This is a genomic window from Providencia sp. PROV210, assembly GCF_028479445.1.
GTDB lineage: Bacteria > Pseudomonadota > Gammaproteobacteria > Enterobacterales > Enterobacteriaceae > Providencia > Providencia rustigianii.
Window position 1 is genome coordinate 57,052 of sequence record NZ_JAMPNQ010000018.1, and the last position, 17,777, is coordinate 74,828.

Annotated in this window: 13 protein-coding genes; 7 read left to right on the forward strand and 6 right to left on the reverse strand. The window is 41.8% G+C overall.

The features are described from left to right. Positions 1 to 142 precede the first annotated feature (142 nt). The 4 genes from PR761_RS14380 to PR761_RS14395 form a co-directional block, all read right to left on the reverse strand. A complete protein-coding gene (locus tag PR761_RS14380) occupies positions 143 to 1,294 on the reverse strand; it encodes a DUF4056 domain-containing protein (protein ID WP_006816036.1) in 1,152 nt (383 codons plus the stop codon). After that, positions 1,294 to 2,439 (reverse strand): BamA/TamA family outer membrane protein, encoded by a 1,146-nt coding sequence (locus PR761_RS14385; protein ID WP_112836069.1) that lies wholly within the window; start codon positions 2,437 to 2,439, stop codon positions 1,294 to 1,296. Before PR761_RS14385 ends, PR761_RS14380 begins: the two co-directional genes overlap by 1 nt. Continuing rightward, positions 2,439 to 3,425: a hypothetical protein gene (locus tag PR761_RS14390; RefSeq protein WP_112836071.1), complete on the reverse strand. Its 987-nt coding sequence runs from the start codon at positions 3,423 to 3,425 to the stop codon at positions 2,439 to 2,441. Before PR761_RS14390 ends, PR761_RS14385 begins: the two co-directional genes overlap by 1 nt. 243 nt (positions 3,426 to 3,668) lie before the next feature. After that, positions 3,669 to 3,851, reverse strand: a complete 183-nt coding sequence (locus tag PR761_RS14395; RefSeq protein ID WP_006816033.1) for a hypothetical protein — start codon at positions 3,849 to 3,851, stop codon at positions 3,669 to 3,671. 253 nt (positions 3,852 to 4,104) lie between these two features. Between PR761_RS14395 and PR761_RS14400 the strand changes: the two genes are divergently transcribed. From PR761_RS14400 to arnT, 7 genes are all read left to right on the forward strand, one after another. Next, a complete protein-coding gene (locus PR761_RS14400; RefSeq protein ID WP_112836073.1) occupies positions 4,105 to 5,556 on the forward strand; it encodes a DUF4026 domain-containing protein in 1,452 nt (483 codons plus the stop codon). 53 nt (positions 5,557 to 5,609) lie between these two features. Beyond that, entirely contained in the window at positions 5,610 to 6,065 is a 456-nt protein-coding gene (locus tag PR761_RS14405) for a regulatory protein RecX (protein ID WP_112836075.1), read from the forward strand. Between the two features lie 236 nt (positions 6,066 to 6,301). Further along, positions 6,302 to 7,720 (forward strand): carbohydrate porin, encoded by a 1,419-nt coding sequence (locus PR761_RS14410; RefSeq protein ID WP_006816030.1) that lies wholly within the window; start codon positions 6,302 to 6,304, stop codon positions 7,718 to 7,720. 213 nt (positions 7,721 to 7,933) lie between these two features. Beyond that, positions 7,934 to 9,292, forward strand: a complete 1,359-nt coding sequence (gene dcuC, locus PR761_RS14415; RefSeq protein WP_006816029.1) for an anaerobic C4-dicarboxylate transporter DcuC — start codon at positions 7,934 to 7,936, stop codon at positions 9,290 to 9,292. A 312-nt stretch (positions 9,293 to 9,604) separates the two neighbouring features. Further along, the gene (locus PR761_RS14420; RefSeq protein ID WP_006816028.1) at positions 9,605 to 10,864 is read left to right on the forward strand and encodes an aromatic amino acid transport family protein; all 1,260 of its coding nucleotides are present in this window, start codon (positions 9,605 to 9,607) and stop codon (positions 10,862 to 10,864) included. A 228-nt stretch (positions 10,865 to 11,092) separates the two neighbouring features. Beyond that, entirely contained in the window at positions 11,093 to 12,367 is a 1,275-nt protein-coding gene (locus tag PR761_RS14425) for a bifunctional O-acetylhomoserine aminocarboxypropyltransferase/cysteine synthase (protein WP_154610876.1), read from the forward strand. Positions 12,368 to 12,785: 418 nt separating this feature from the next. Then, positions 12,786 to 14,432 carry a lipid IV(A) 4-amino-4-deoxy-L-arabinosyltransferase gene (arnT, locus tag PR761_RS14430; RefSeq protein ID WP_006816026.1) on the forward strand — a complete coding sequence of 549 codons (1,647 nt, stop codon included), beginning with the start codon at positions 12,786 to 12,788 and terminating at the stop codon, positions 14,430 to 14,432. A 63-nt stretch (positions 14,433 to 14,495) separates the two neighbouring features. Here arnT and PR761_RS14435 read toward each other — a convergent pair whose 3' ends face one another. Together PR761_RS14435 and PR761_RS14440 are read right to left on the reverse strand one after the other, a co-directional pair. Next, entirely contained in the window at positions 14,496 to 14,681 is a 186-nt protein-coding gene (locus PR761_RS14435) for a hypothetical protein (RefSeq protein ID WP_006816025.1), read from the reverse strand. Further along, the gene (locus PR761_RS14440) at positions 14,678 to 17,776 is read right to left on the reverse strand and encodes a MexW/MexI family multidrug efflux RND transporter permease subunit (RefSeq protein WP_126436314.1); all 3,099 of its coding nucleotides are present in this window, start codon (positions 17,774 to 17,776) and stop codon (positions 14,678 to 14,680) included. The genes PR761_RS14435 and PR761_RS14440 overlap by 4 nt, the downstream gene beginning before the upstream one ends. Position 17,777 lies beyond the last annotated feature (1 nt).

Genomic DNA, 17,777 nt, shown 5'->3' on the forward strand with positions numbered 1-17,777 from the left:
CACCCGTTTTCGCATTTTATGAACACTTATGGTTTGTATGAAAATCAAATGAAGGCAAACTATGATGACTAGAAATGGCCAAAAAATATGGGCTTTTTTGACCATAGATGACGAATAATGTGACAAAATTAGACTGGAAATTTTACTTTTTCAAAGTACGAGTTTGTTGTTTTTGATCTTCAATTTTAGCTTGTTCTGCGAGAGTCGAAAAATCATCAATCGTCCAATATTTTTCTGGAACAGGAAGTTGTGCCATTTTATCCGTAGGTACCAACCGGAACTGCGCTAATTTTGCTAATGAATATCCCGCATATTCGTCAGGTAAACTGAGTTTTAACCCTTTGTGAGGGATTGTTTGTGTGGGTAAAAATGGGTAACGGCTATCTGCCACATCATAATCCCGGGTTAATAACAAAAATTTATTTGGAACGCGTTTTGAACTATCCCACCATATTCCATCGACTCGATCAAAAACTTCTCGAGTTTTTTCTTTATTAAATGCGCCAAGCTCATTTAAAGCAACAGGGAGTATCGTTTCTAAGGAATGTGAGAAGATAGCTAAGGATTCTGCTCGCCCCTGTAATATCAATGAACTGGCTAAGCGAGCCCCAAGGAGGTTGGAATATAAATCTTCAGGAGAAAAAGCGGACACGCCTTCAGAAAAGCCAGGAACAGACTGATAGCCATACCATTGTGCGATTTCATGCCATGCCGCTAATTGAAAAGCCAGTTTCGCGGCAAGGTAAGTACTCAACGTATAGCGTTCTACCGCCGATTCAGGTGGGGTAAACGAGTTAAAGTGAATTTGCCGGCTAGCCAGTTCATCACTGAGTTTTAATGTCCATTCTTTACCCAAATTTGGGTAGATTTGGCTGAATAAGTATAAAGTATAGTCAGCGGTATCACGTACGTGGGCAATATCAATAAAGCCGCCGTCTGTGGTATAGACGAGCCCCACTTTTTCGCTATTTAACCCGACAATATCTGCCGTTGCGGCAAGGTAGCTATCATTATAATGATGCTCACCAAGTTTATTGGCCTCAACGATATTGTCGATAAGATAGAAAGGAACTGGGACGCCAGAGATCTCTGCTCGAATATTATAACCAAATGCACAACAAGCTCTTAGCCCTTGAGGGGCACCTAGAGAACTAAGAACTGGCCAAATTTGAGAGGCTTCCTCAATAGGAATACTGGCAAGGTCCGTCGTCGCGGTAGGGAGCTGAAGTTGTTCGCGGTTTTGACAAGCCACTAACGCGAACAAAATGCACGAGATAATAATGTATTTGAGCATTAGAAAGATTCACCTACTTGAAAATAGAATCCGGTACTGTTGCGACCGACACCAAAATCTAACCTAACATTCATTCGTGGTTTAAATTCAAAACGATAACCCACTCCCGCCGTGGGGAGCCAGTGACCACTGCCGAGTTCTGATGGCGAGTTACTCATGGTGCCTGTTCCTAGCCAACCTACAACACCATGGCGCCAATCTAATTTATGCCGCAACTCGACTTGGCTCGTCAAAATATTATTATCTCGATATCGTCCTTCGTAATAGCCACGCATGCGGTTACTATTACCTAATAAAGATAGCTGGTTCCATGGTACTTCACCTGTTGAGAAACGGGCATAGTTATCAATGGCAATGACCGTTTTTTCAGAAAGCTCATGGTAATAGGCATATTGCAATTGTGTGGTTTGAAAACGCGTATCACTACCCAAACTCGGTGCAAAATAAGTATAGATAACTTCGAGAGCTTGGCCATTATGTGCATTAGGTAAGAAATCACGCGTGTCATAACTGTAATAAGCACTCACGCCCGAATTAATGGTAGAGCGCCCCCCAGTGGATTGGGAAAAGTATTCTTTTGCGCCATCATCGGGATCGCTCGCATTAATTGATGAAAAATTCCAACCTAGGCCAACATAGGCGGAATCACCCAACTTATATAGGGCGCGGGGGGTAATCTGAAATTCTTGGGAATGATACTTTTCTTTATTGCTGTCTTTTTTGCCCGCGGTATAACCTTTGCCCCAATAATAGGTCGGAATATTATTGATAGTGCCGGAAACAAACAGACGCCATTGGTCGTTATCAATGAAATTATAATTGGTAAAGTTAACACCAAAGGCACCGGTTGAGGATGCAAAGCCACTCACGCCAATAGAGGATGGCTGAGTCAATGTGTCTTGTTTGTCGATACGGTATAAGCCAACGAGAGCAGTACCAATACCGATACCCATTTCAGGCGTATAAAATGGTCCGGGTAATACACCCCAGTCGATAGTTTTGCTCTCATCAAAGCTATTTTCACCGCCAAGCTCGCTTAACCAGCCATCGATGGTGTTACGCTCGGGAAGTATTTGAGCCTGTGGGGCGAAAGAAATAAAAAGGCTGAGTAATATCAGCCTTTCTAGACAGTGATGTCGCAGCATTAAAAACGGAATTCCCCAGAAATAAAGAAGCTATTACGGTTGTTAAAACCGATTTCTGTGAGGACGTTAAAGTTGCGAGTTAATTCCACTCGGGCGCCGACGGTATTATTCCATTTATGGGCGAGATGTTGTTCGACGTCGAATTTAGTGTCAGGAGGTGCTAATGCCATCCATTTATTTAATTCTGGAGGTAGATCTAATTTGCTTACATCACCTTTAAAGCGTTGGGTAATATCTTGGTACATGGCTCCAGTCCAAACCTGAATTTTGGTATTACCTTGCCCTGCAATCAATGGTTCAAATATAAATTCATAACCAATACGCGGTGTTACAACAAAAGCAGTAATATCACCATCTAGGATATCAAGGCTTGTTCGTGTGTAATTCATATCTAATGTACTGAAAAATTGGTTATAGCCACCTGCAAAAGTGACTCCACCACCATAAGATTTACCTTCATAATCTAATTCGAATGGAAGATTTTTTCCAATTGGAAGTTTAAAAGGACCTAATTTCGCTTCTACGTTAGTTAAGTTGGTGGTTGATGAACCTTTCGTTTTTCCATATACACCATAGACATTCATAAAAGGAAATACCCAAGTATCGAGTTTTAACATATGGGATTGGTTTTTACTGCGAGTATGGCCAGTTTCAATAGTTAGAATTTTACCTAAATCTAAGCCAGAGTTGGAACTAAAACCAATTTTATCCACTACGACATCTTGACGCAGGTTCATGTAGCCATAGCTCACCCCAAAAGGTTCTGGAATATCGTAACCTTGGGCGCGTGCCTCATCTCCCCAAATGGGTAACACTCGGGATTCCGTGCTGGATGAGCGAGTCACGCCACCTTCAGCATTATTTTTTGGAACACCCGATTCTGTCATACTGACAGAGAATAGGGGAGTATCGCTATCGGCAAAACTTGTTGGAATTACCAAGCAAGATGAAATAAGCAGCACTGTGCTGAGTTGATTGCGTGTCATAGTGGACTCAATTATCTAATAAATATAAAGGCGTGAATGATAAATAAAACGAAAGAATAAAACTTACAATAAACGCCAAAATTTTAGCATATATTGCGAATTTTAATATGTTCCATAATGCGATTCTAAAAAGATTATGTTTTAAATCAAATGATTCTTATTATCGATATAATAAAGGTAGGAAAATATGCAGGTAAAGATGCCGAGGCCCAAGAAGACATCGGCAGAGGGACAAGTTAAATATTATTTCTTATTATTTTTGTGAAATTGGACACGTTCATGGAAATAATTTTTTAAATGGGCTTCCAGATTATGAATTTTCTGCTCTAACGCGTTAACCAGTACATCATCATTATTCATATCAAAGACTTGTTGCATGGCGAGGTCGTCAACGTATTGTTTTTGCTTTTCGGTTAAATCAGTCATATTTCATAACCTATATATAAGAAAGAATGTGTTTCACTGCCAACCCAACATGGCAGAAATGTCATTCTCATTGTGCCTCAGAGGATAACGGATGAAAAGTAGAATAACCAACCGCAGAATAATGAGGATTGATTAACTTAGCAAAAATGAGGCGGATTAAATCACTATCTGAATTGGTTAAGAATATTCACAATATTCTTACGGAATATAAGCTGATATCCTCGATAAAGATAATAAATTACAGGGCAAAATAATGAGTAATAAACAACAATACCTTGATATTGCAAAAGGCGAAGGGGAAAGAGAAGCCTCGATGATGGTGGCTATCCCTGCTTCTGAACTGACTTCACTACAACTTGAGCAACGATTAGAAGAACAAACCTATTTTACTGACGGTGATATTGATTATGTATCTGAAGAAGATGGTGGCGGTTTTTTCTTCACCTGCAAAAAAGGTGAACAAGATTTACGCTTTTATATCTCTCTCGTAGAAAGTGATCCGGAATATACAATTAACCCTTATTTTGCCACCGATCCGATTAGCCAAGAGCTATACGCAGAAGCGACTGCTGCCCCCCAAGCGGTGGTCGTTGAATGTTTATTCCAAGACCAACCACTCGTCAATTACTTACAGCAACTGAAAATCATCCAAATTTTAGTCCCTGACTTATTATTAGGATTGGATATTTCGGCGGCGGGTAAAGTCTTTACACGTGAATGGCTAAACTTCCAATTGCTGGATGATTTGATGCCAAGTATTGATTCTTTGTATGTAGTGCATGCTATTTATGACCACGATAAAGACGCGGGCGAAGATTCTGCACCGACCATGTATTGGTTCCATACTCATGGTTTAGCGCGTTGTGGGCTATCCGAAGCAGAAATTATTATCCCACACCCGATTGCGTCTTATTATGGGATCCCTGAGCTATTCTGGAGTTTTGTGAATAACAGCATTACCCAAGGAAAAATTGACTTCAATGAGCCGATTTTCATTGGTCAAACCCAAACAGGTTATGAATATTTGGTGGCAGTCCCATTTGAAGAAGGACTACGCCATGTGGGGCAATCAACCCCTGTTGATAACTTAAAACCATTGGAAGAGATGAATTTTGAATTTGGTGATGCCAGTTCAGAGCGTTTTATGGGAGATTGGCATGATCGTGACGAATCTCACCAACATCCATCCGTGATGCTATTTCGCGTGACCCAAGAAAATCCAACATTAGAAAGCTTCTTTGAAGGTTTTGAAGATCAAAATGCGATGATGTTTATGCGTACTGATGAAGAAACCGCGGATATGTCTCGTAAAGCTAGGCTACGTTGGGAATATTTTACCCACATGCTGGATAACTACGGTCCAAAACCCGTCGCGCCGAAGAAAGGATTGTTTGCCAAGCTGCTCGGAAAAAAAGAAGACGAAACGGATTCAGAATGGCGCTTCCTTGTGAAATGTGGCATTAGTTATCAGGATGAAGACGGTGATGAAGGGCATGAACACATGTGGTTTGAGCCAATTTCATGGAAGGGTGACCAGTTTGAAGGCCGCTTAATCAACCACCCTTTCTATGTGCAAACCATGCAGGAAGGGGAAACTTACCCGCTTACTCGTGAAGATATCACCGATTGGACTATTTATTACCAAGATGGTAGCTATACACCTGATACAATCTATAAACTCTTAAGCGGTGCCCAAGTTCATTAATATAGATTGGGCACGTTAGTCAGTGCCCAATTTTAATGACCAACGAGTAGATAATGACACAGCCCGAACTCTATCAGTACGCTCTATTTCTGCTTTCCCGACGTGATTATGGAAAGGCAGAGCTATTCGCCAGAATGAAGCGCCGAATGTATGAAAAAAATGACGGCATTATTGATGAGGCGTTGATTGAAGGCGTACTCGATAAACTCAATGAGCAACATTTTTTAGATGATGACCGAGTGGTGGGGTTATTAATGCAAGGCTATGTTCGCAAAGGCTATGGTCCTTTGCGAATTAAACAAGAAATGCGCCAAAAAGGCTTTGCAGAAACCTTAGTGGACCACCACTTTTCGCAATTAGACGTAGACTGGTTTGATATCGCTTCAGAGGTTCGCTGTAAAAAATTTGGCGATGAAATTCCAAAAGATTTTAAAGAAAAAAGTAAGCAAATTCGTTATTTGCAATATCGAGGCTTTTTTGGGGATATGGTGTTTGAACTCTTCAAATAACGCCTTTCAGGCTCTCAATGATGAATAAATCCTCTCATCGTTCACCTCCCATTGTTTTCTAAATGATGTTCATAAAGTGTGACGCTTTTATCCTTTTAAAGAATATTTTGTTAACGTTAACATTGCGTGGGGATATACTGCGACAGTACTTAATTTGAGCATCTGCTCTAAACGCACCTTTAACGATTAAAAAATACTTAGTTGCTTTGCTTCGGTTTAATTCAACAGGATAAAAAATGAAAAAATTTTATTTATCAGCGATTGCGGTGGGATTCGCTGCCATTTCTCCTACTCATAGTCAGGCAGAAACTGATTTGAGTAAAATAGAAGCTCGGCTTCAAGCATTAGAAAAAAGAGCGGAGCAGGCTGAGCAACGGGCAAATGTAGCGGAACGTAAAGCGGAAAAGCTTGAGCAAATTATGATGGCGAATAGTTCCCCTGCCTTACCTCCCACCCAGCAAGTTGCGCTATCAAACTCGGAACCACCTGCTCTGGTCAATACACCAAGTAAGAATGCGCCGGGTATTCAATATAATCATGAATATGGTGAATTAAAACTTTATGGAGATGTGGAATTTAACCTTGATAGCGCAAGCCGAAAAGGACAAATTACCTCAGTTCGCACCGCATTAGGTAAAGATAAAGAACCCAATAAATCTGATAACTGGGATATTAATGGGCGGATCTTGATTGGACTGGATGGAAAGCGCATTAATGAAAATGGTAATTACGCAGGTTTCTCTGTACAGCCATTGGCGGATATGACGGGAAAAATGAATCTGGATGACGCGGCGTTTTATTTTGGTCAACAAAATAGCTGGCAAGCCAAAGTTGGGCGTTATGAAGCTTATGACATGTTCCCGTTAGGGCAAGACACCTTCGTTCAGTATTCGGGGAATACGGCCAACGATTTATATGCGGACGGTTTCGGTTATATTTATATGATGAAAGAAGGGCGGGGGCGCTCAGGGGATGGTGGGAGTATTCAATTATCTAAATCATTAAATGATTGGTATTTTGAAGTGAATGCGTTGGTGGAAGATGGTACTGCATTATTTGATAGTGGCTCATATCATGGGTATCAATTAGATAATAAAAAAAATGTCATTTATGTTAGGCCGGTCATTGCTTGGAAACCCAATGAATTTAAAGTGGCGGTGGCAATGGAGTCCCAAGTTATCAATAATGCTTATGGGGCTAATGTGGATGACAAATGGCAAAATATGTCAAAACGCAATGGCTATGGCATGACGATGGAATGGAATAGCCTAGAGAAAGATCCTGACGAGGGATTACAATTAACATTCAGTACTGCCTATTTAGATGCTTCATCGGAAAAAGATTTATCCATTGGTGGATATGGGCTTTGGAAGCGTCTGCAATTAGGCTATATCTATGCACATAATGATATTCAAGATTTTAATGCAGATAAAATATCGAATGATCCGAATTCAGTGTTAAATAGAGCACCCGGTAAATACGATATTCATACAGTATACACCTCTTATGAATTACCTCAGATTTTAGACTTAGACAATTATAAAATCTATTTAGGGGCATATTACTCAAAAATTAACGCTGATGATAATAACATGATTAATCATCACGATGATGATCGTTATGGTGTTCGTGCCCGCTTCAAATATTTATTCTAAAAATAAAACCCGTTAATTCCCTCTATTCTTTTGAGCAATAGAGGGAATTTGGCTTAAGTTAAATCGAAAAAATAATTATTAATTTTTAGCTTGTCTTTTTATCTATTTCTAGATTAAAAATATTGTCCAACATGATCATTATCAGAGTATTTCGCTTTTTTTTTAGGCAGAGTACCTTCAATAATTACAAAATGAGACGGGCAGGAAAAATAAATGATTGAGCTTTTAATCGGCGTGATAGTCGCCATTGGTGTCGGGCGCTATATAATAAAAGGCTACTCTGCGACAGGGGTGTTACTGACCGGCGGTATCTTACTTTTAATCATTTCTGCCTTAATGGGAAAAAGTATTTTACCCGATTCAGTAAAGCCTACGGGATGGCGCGTTACTGATATTCTGGAATACATTAAGTTCCTATTAATGAGCCGAGGTGGCGACCTTGGCATGATGATTATGGTGCTATGTGGTTTTGCGTCTTATATGACCCACATTGGTGCTAATGACGTGGTGGTGAAAATTGCGTCTAAGCCACTGAAAATGATCAACTCCCCTTACTTACTGATGGTTGCGGCTTATATTGTTGCCTGCTTGATGTCACTTGCCGTTTCCTCGGCTACGGGGCTTGGTGTGCTATTAATGGCGACGCTGTTCCCTGTGATGGTCAATGTCGGGATCAGTCGTGGAGCTGCTGCGGCAATCTGTGCTTCTCCGGCGGCGATTATTCTAGCGCCAACATCCGGTGACGTTATTTTAGCGGCGAAAGCAGCAGAAATGCCATTAATCGATTTTGCTTTTAAAACGACCTTGCCTATCTCGATTGCAGCCATTGTGGCGATGTCTATCGCACATTTCTTCTGGCAACGTTACTTAGATAGAAAAGAGCATGTTAAGACTGAAATGCTGGATGTAAATGAGATCAAAACTCATGCGCCAAGCTTCTATGCAATCTTACCTTTCACGCCAATTATCGGCGTTCTCGTTTTTGACGGTAAATGGGCACCAGAATTACACATCGTCACGATTATTGTCGGCTGTATCATTCTGGCGGCAGTGATTGAGTTCCTTCGTAGTTTCAGCGCTAAGCATGTCTATAGTGGCTTAGATGTTTGTTACCGAGGAATGGCTGATGCATTTGCGACGGTGGTGATGCTGTTAGTCGCTGCGGGTATATTTGCTCAAGGCTTGAGTACCATTGGTTTTATTCGTGGCCTCATCGATTTAGCCCAATCTTTCGGTTCTGGTGCCATTATCATGATGATTGCTCTGGTCGTGATTACGATGCTGGCAGCGATGACAACTGGCTCAGGTAACGCACCGTTCTATGCTTTCGTCGAATTGATCCCACACTTAGCGAAGCAAATGGGAGTCAACCCAGCTTACTTAGTGATTCCTATGCTACAGGCTTCCAACTTAGGTCGTACATTATCCCCGGTTTCTGGGGTGGTGGTAGCCGTTTCAGGGATGGCAAAAATTTCACCGTTTGAAGTGGTGAAGAGAACTTCCGTTCCTGTATTAGTTGGTTTAGTGGTCGTCGTGATAGCAACAGAAATTTTAGTCCCTGTTTATCTTTAAATTCGCCTTTTAAATAAAAAAATGGCTAGCAAAATAATGCTAGCCATTTTTTATGGATGTTTATTTTTGATGATAATTTGAGTGAAAAGTAAATAAATATGAATTCATTTTAATGGCATGAAATTTTTATTTTTAATCAATTGATAAACTTTTATTTGCGAATATTAACAAATTGTCATTATTTAACGTTCAGTAATGAGATCTACACCAAAAAGCCAGAAAGATTCTAAAAATTAAGCTAGGTGCTCTTCATCATTTCATGCAGAATTCGCCCATCTTTTTTATCCCTTTTTATAATCATTAAGCGACAATATGAGCACAATAAAAACCGCAGTAAGCACAACGGAAAAATCTGCTAATAAGTGGACCTACAAGGACTTCACTTGGGTGTTATCCCTTTTCGGTACCGCAGTAGGTGCTGGTGTTCTTTTTCTTCCAATTAAAGCAGGTGCAGGTGGTTTCTGGCCATTAGTGGTACTGGCTTTAATTGCAACACCAATGATTTGGTTAGCCCATAAAGGACTTGCGCGTTTCGTACTGTCAGCCAAAAAACCGGATGCGGATATTACTGATACCGTTGAAGAACATTTTGGTAAAGTAGGTGCAAACATCATCACGTTTGCTTATTTCTTTGCTATTTATCCTATCGTATTAATTTACGGTGTGGGTATCACCAATACCGTCGATTCATTCTTAGTGAACCAAATCGGTATGGATCCTATTCCTCGTTGGTTACTGTCGGGCGTTTTAATTGCGGCGATGACGGCTGGGGTCGTGTTTGGTAGGGATTTAATGCTGAAACTGACTTCAATGATGGTTTATCCATTAGTCTTGATTCTGCTAGCACTGTCTCTGTATTTGATTCCTGAGTGGAATACTTCGATGTTAGAAGTTGCACCAGACTGGAGCGCAATGCCGATTGTGGTATGGATGGCAATTCCTATTATCGTGTTCTCTTTTAACCACAGCCCAATTATCAGCCAATTTGCGAAAGACCAACGTCAACAGTTTGGTGACCAAGCAGTGATTAAAACTGACATGATCACCGGTGGTGCAGCATTCATGTTGACCGGTTTTGTCATGTTCTTTGTCTTCTCTGTCGTGCTGTCTTTAAGCCCAGCGGAATTAGAAATTGCGAAAAAAGAAAACATCAGCGTGTTATCTCATATTGCAAACACCAACCCATCTCCAATCCTGTCTTACTTAGGTCCAATCGTGGCATTTGCTGCTATCGTTTCGAGCTACTTTGGGCACTTCTTAGGAGCTCATGAAGGTCTGGTTGGGTTAATAAAATCTCGCTCTTCTGTTTCTGTGAAGAAGATTGAACTCATTTCTCTGTTATTCATTGTTATCACAACGTGGATTGTCGCAATCATTAACCCAAGTATCTTGGGTATGATTGAAACCATGGGTGCGCCAATGATTGCGGCAATCCTGTTTATTCTGCCTGTTGTTGCAATGCGTATGATCCCTGCGATGAAACCATTTAGTACCTCTAAAGCAGCGCAAATCTTTACGATGATTTGTGGTTTAGGGTCGATTACCTCTGTTATTTATGGCGCATTTGCGTAATTAAATTCAGTCGTAACGGAACCCATATTGCTTCGGCAGTATGGGTTTTTTTATATCTGTAGGTTGGAAAATAGATCGATAGATTATGTTGAATGAAATAATTTCAAGTTAATCCGGTTGTTTGATAACTCTACTTGGGGGATATTTATTGGCGTAACAGTGAGATAACAAAAACAAACCCTTGAATCTAGCAGTGCGGGTGTAGTGCATTATAACAAGGATAAAACAATGAAATTAGAAACATTATCGATCCACGCTGGCTACTCTCCAGACCCTACAACCAAGTCTGTTGCTGTTCCTATTTATCAAACGACATCTTATGCTTTTGATGACACACAGCACGGCGCTGATCTGTTTGACCTAAAAGTCGCGGGCAATATTTATACGCGCATTATGAACCCTACCAATGATGTTCTTGAGCAACGGGTGGCAGCGCTTGAAGGCGGCGTTGCGGGCTTGGCTGTCGCATCAGGTATGGCGGCGATTACTTACGCTATCCAAACTTTAGCTCAAGTTGGCGATAATATCGTTTCGGTTGCCAAGTTATATGGTGGAACCTATAACTTACTGGCTCATGCTCTCCCGCGTCTTGGAATTCAAACCCGTTTTGCTGAACACGATGATTTAGCCGCTCTTGAAGCCCTGATTGATGACAAAACCAAAGCTGTTTTTTGTGAGTCGATTTCTAATCCCGCAGGTTTTATTGTGGATATTGCTGCACTTGTACAAGTGGCTCATCGCCATGGTGTACCACTGATTGTCGACAATACCGTTGCGACTCCTTATCTCTGTCGACCCTTTGAACATGGTGCGGATATCGTGGTTCACTCATTGACTAAGTATATTGGTGGGCACGGAACGTCACTTGGGGGGATGGTGATCGACTCAGGTAAGTTCCCGTGGGCAGAACACCCTGAGCGTTTCTCGCTGCTGGTGGAGCCGGATGTGGCATACCATGGTGTCAGCTATACCGAACATTTTGGCGCTGCGGCATTTATTGCTCGTTGCCGAGTTGCTCCGCTGCGTGGTACTGGCGCGGCACTATCACCATTTAACGCATTTTTAATTCTACAGGGCCTAGAAACCTTGGCATTAAGAATGGATCGCCATACTGAAAATGCGTTAAAAGTTGCACAATATTTAGAGTCCCATCCGCAAGTGGCATGGGTTAAATATGCAGGGCTACCAACGAATCCAGAACACAAACTGGCACAGAAATACATGAATGGTAAACCCGCCAGTATTATGTCATTTGGTATCAAAGGTGGACTGGAGGCTGGCGCTCGTTTTATTGATGCGCTGAAGTTGATTGTCCGCTTAGTTAATATTGGAGATGCTAAATCCTTAGCGTGTCACCCCGCTTCAACTACCCATCGTCAATTGAATGATGCTGAGTTGGCACAGGCTGGTGTTTCTCGGGATATGATCCGCTTATCTATCGGAATTGAACATATTGATGATATTTTAGAGGACTTAACCCAAGCATTGGATGCGGCTAAGTAAAAACCGATAAACTAGAGGTAGTTTTTGATAAGTCGATTCATCAATAGCTGCCTTTAGTCTCAAATTTATTATTAAACTTTTCTCAATTTTGCCTTTCTAGAATTAATAACTATTCTCAAAGCTACAGAATGTTTCATTTACTTATTAAATTGTTAAAAATAAATGGAAAATGCTGAACTATTGTTTTTTAATCTAGTCTTAACTTTCGATTGATTTTTATATATTAAGCTAAAAAAGATAGTCTCATTTATCGATTATTTATCTAGGGCAGCGGTTGAGAAATTAAAAACGTTCATTGGTTTATGTTGGGTTTAGCTAATAACATGATAATAAAGCCAATTGAAGATTAATGAATGTTAGTCCGATGATTAAAAATAGATAATTATTAAATATTTATTACAAGAATGGTTGAGATTAAATGATGATGGCAAATAATAAAGTTGCCTACTTTAAGTGGTGCTTGTTATTCGGTTTTGTGCTTGTAACTTATTTCCTTCCACTCAATGGGCGCTTACTTTGGCAACCTGATGAACTGCGCTATGCTGAAATTAGCCGCGAACTAATTCTGAGTAGTCATTGGAGTGTGCCTGAGCTGCTAGGTATTCGCTATTTTGAAAAACCTATCTTTGGCTACTGGGTAGGCTCCTTCTTCCAATTGTTATTCGGCGAAAATAATGTTTCCGTGCGGCTAGGTGTGGTTTTTAGCACCTTAATTAGCGGGCTATTTGTTTATCTCAGCGCAAAAATGGCATGGAAAAAATCGGATATCGCATTTAATGCGGTATTAATCTATCTCTCCATGTTCATCGTGTTAACTATTGGAACTTACAATATTTTAGACCCGATAGTCACCGCATTTATTACGATGATTATCTTCTTTTTCCAATGGGGTATTACGACTACAAACTTCACCCACAAATTATATGCATATATTCTGATTGGCGTTGCATGTGGTTTAGGGGTGATGACAAAAGGCTTTTTAGTACTGGTGTTACCGGTACTGGTTTGCTCTGTTAGCGCCATTTACTTTAAACGTTTTAAAGAAGTTTGTGTGCTCGCGTGTTTATCCATTGTGACCTCGGTGCTGGTGTGTTTACCCTGGGGATTAGCCATTGCGAGTCATGAAGCCGATTTCTGGAATTATTTCTTTTGGGTTGAACATATTCAACGTTTTATGGCAGATAACGCCCAAAATAAATCCCCATTCTGGTTCTATGTCCCTATTCTATTAGTGGCAGTGATCCCATGGTTAGGCTACCTGTTTGGTGCAATTGTGCATGCCATACGTACAAAAGGCATGAATCTCTATTTCTTACTGTGGGCAGTTTTACCCTTCTTATTTTTCAGTATTACTAAAGGTAAATTACTAACCTATATTCTGCCTTGTATTGCTCCACTCGCCATTATTATGGCGTCCTATCTGAATCAAGTTTTAGAAAGTAATAAAGTGGCGATTATTCGCCTGAATGCCTTAATTAATATCACGATTGGCGTTGCTGCTGCGGGTGCATTTATCGTCTCCCCTTATTTTCCTAAAATGAACCTGTATCAAGGGGATGAGAGCTATAAGATCTGGCTTGCGGCTGGGGCTTTCTCATTCTGGGCATTAATGGGAGTTGTCTCCTTCAAACGGAAATATTGGTCTCTTGCTGCCGCTTGTACGCTGGTGCTGAGCTTATCAATTGGGCATGTGATCCCTAAATATATTGAAAGCAACAATACGCCACAGGGCGTGCTGACAAAATATAAAGATCAACTGCAAAACCGTGCAATATTGTTAACTAACAATGTAGGCTTAGGGACATCATTGGCTTGGGTGCTTAAGCGCAGCGACATTACGATGTTGTATCAAACCGGTGAACTGGGTTATGGGCTTAATTACCCTGATGCAGAAAATCGATTCTACCGTTTAGAGCAATTGCCAAGCCTGCTGGCGAGTCAGGGAAATCGAAATGTTGCGGTGGTGGTTGATGCATCACAAAATGAGGTGTTAGACGCCTTACCCGGTAACCCGATTATTATTAAAGAAGGCAAGTTAGTAATGGCTTTCTACGAAGGCCAATAACCAGTAAGTCAAATAAATAGTGAAAATGAGCCGCACATTGATGATGCGGCTCTTTTTATGGGGCTATTTATAGCATGAGCTTTCTGCACTTTTTTGCTCAGAACGCGCGGGGTAACAGTGGTAAATCATCATCATTGCGCTATTACTCATTGGGTTACCTGAAAACGCTTGCTGCTTATCTTCACGGTTACCGCGTTTATCTTTGCGATTGGTGGTTAATGAAATAGGGTTTAATGAAGAATAATTCATTTTGCATCTTCCTCTTTAATTAGACGATCCGCTTCTGCGAGTTCATAGCGTCTTGGGGTCAATGCATTTGCGCTATGGTTACGAGCCAATAATGAATAAATTGTTGGCAGTACAAATAAAGTAAACAGGGTACCAATCAGCATTCCTGTGACAATAACCAGCCCCAATCCAAAGCGGCTATTGGCGCCAGCGCCCGTGGCGAACAGCAATGGAACCAAGCCAATCACCATGGCGGCAGTGGTCATCAAGATAGGACGCAGACGAATTTGTGCCGCTTTCAAAATTGCTTGGCGTTTATCAAGCCCTTCATTAGCTTGCAGTTCATTGGCAAATTCCACCATCAAGATCCCATGTTTACTGATCAAACCAATCAAGGTGACTAAGCCTATTTGGGTATAAATATTCAAGGTGGCATAGCCCAATGCGAGTGGGATCAAGGCGCCGCAGATAGATAACGGAACGGTGATTAAAATAATCAATGGATCAACAAGGCTTTCATATTGTGCCGCTAATACCAGATAAATAATGACCAACGCAGCCATAAAGGCAAAGGCGAGCGTATTGCCTTCTTGCTTATATTGGCGAGAATCTGATTGCCAGTCATGGCTAAAGCCCGCGGGTAATTCGCTCGCAATCTCATCTAAGTAGGCGACCGCTTGCCCTAATGTCACCCCCGGTGCCGGAATAGCTTGGAAAATAGCCGCATTTTGTTGGTTAAATTGCGTCAGTTTATTAGGTTCAACTTGGGTTGAAATCTCAACCACCGTTGATAGCGGTATCATGCTGCTATCTTGTGCTTTCACATAGTGGCGAGAGAGTGCTTCCGGCGTTAAACGCTGATTGCGCAAACTTTGAGGGATTACATCGTAGGAACGGCCATCCATCCCAAAGCGGTTAATGTAGTTTTCACCGACTAACAAGGTCAGGGATTCCCCAATATCCTGCATACGGATCCCCAAACTGTTCGCTTTAGAGCGGTTAATTCGCACTTCAACGACGGGGTTGTTGTAGTCAAGATCGCTATCCACCACCATAAACAATCCACTTTCACGGGATTTTTGTTTGATCTCTTCCATGGTGCGATACAGGACAGGGTAATCTTGCGGGCTTTTTATCACCATTTGAACGGGCAATCCACCCGTAGAACCCGGTAATGCAGGGAGTTGGAACACAAAAATACTGTTGCCTTCTACCTCGCCGACTCGCGCTTGTAAGTCGGATTGAATTTCGGAGGCTGGGCGATTGCGTTGCTCCCAAGAAGAGAGATTGGTTCCCCCAAAACTGGCGGAAGGCCCATCTGTCCCGTTAATTATCCACGTACTTTCAGTTTCTGGTAGATCCATAAATACATCGTGTAACTTGCGAGAAAAACGCTCCACATACTCAAGATTGGCATGTTGTGGAGACTTAATCGCTGTTAAAACACTGGATTGGTCTTCAACAGGGGCTAATTCACGAGGGGCTGATTGATACAGCATAGGCAAGCTAATCACCACGCCCAACGCTAAAATGCCCGTGATCCAACGGTTTTTCAGGGAGAAATTTAAAACGGCGGTGTAGTAGTTGGCGAGGGTATTAAAAAAGGTTTCCGCCATGCGCGCCATACGCCCTTCATTTTGTTTTGAGTTCAGCATAAACGAACTCATGACCGGCGAGAGGGTCATGGCGACGACGCCTGAAACGATCACTGCACCTGCTAATGTTAACGCAAATTCTTTAAATAATGCCCCAGTTAGCCCAGACATCAATCCAATGGGCGCATACACTGCCGCTAGCGTGATGGTCATGGCGATAACAGGGCCTGCCACTTCACGAGCACCAATTAATGCAGCAAGTACGGGCGATTTTCCCTCTTCAATATGTCGATGGACGTTTTCTACCACCACAATGGCATCATCGACGACCAAGCCAATCGCCAGAACCATGGCTAATAGCGTCAATAAATTGATGCTAAAACCAAATGCCATCATCAGCGCAGCGGCACCCAACATGGATAAGGGAATGGCGAGAATGGGAATGATCACACTGCGGATGGATCCTAAGCATAAATAGATCACTGCGATCACGATCAGTAATGCTTCGACTAAGGTATTAATTACTTGATCAATGGAGGCTTTGATAAAACGAGAGGTTTCAAACGCCATCTCGATCTTGACTCCCGGTGGCAGGGTTTTGACGATATCAGGCATTAAGGCGTTCATACCATCGACAATCACCAGTGGGTTTCCTGTGGGGGTTGCGAACAGACCTAAATAGATTGCTGGTTCACCATTCATCAAGCCGCTGGTTTCAGTGGAAGATGCGCCGAGTTCCACGGTTCCAACATCTTTCAGGCGAACTAATCCATTTCCATCGTTACGGATCACTAAATCACGGAACTCTTCTACGTTGGTTAAATCGGTATTCACATACACGTTGGAAATAACATATTCACCTTTTACCTTACCGGGGGCGGCTTGGTAGTTATTTTGGCGTACGGCTTGCGCAACTTCAGCGGCAGAAATACCCCGTCCCGCAAGTTTATCCGCATCTAACCATAGGCGCATGGCAAGTTGCTGCCCACCAAAAACTTGCACTTTTGCGACGCCATCGATTGACGAATACATCGGCTCAACGACCCGAGAAATATAGTCAGTTAGGGCGGGTATTGATAATTCGGTGCTGGCGAATCCAATATAAGCAACCGCAGTGGATTCCCCTGAAGAAAGCTCAATCACGGGGTCATAGGCTTCTTTTGGTAGCTTATAACGCACCTGATTTACCTTTGCCATGACTTGGGTAAGGGCTTGAGTTGAATCGCGGTTTAACTCCATCCTGACGGTAACAAGGCTACTACCTTGAACGGAAGAAGAGGATAAATAATCCACACCTTCTACAGAAGAAACCGCTTGTGCAATAGGTTGGGTCACAAAGCCTTGCATCAACTTGGCAGAGGCTCCGGGGTATTGAGTACTAATCGTGATGGTGGCACTTTCTAACTGTGGGTATTGGCGAATAGGTAATTTACTCAGCGCAAATAAACCGATTAATACGATCAAGGCACTTACCACCAGCGCGAGAACAGGTCGACGTACAAACAGATCCGTGAATTTCATA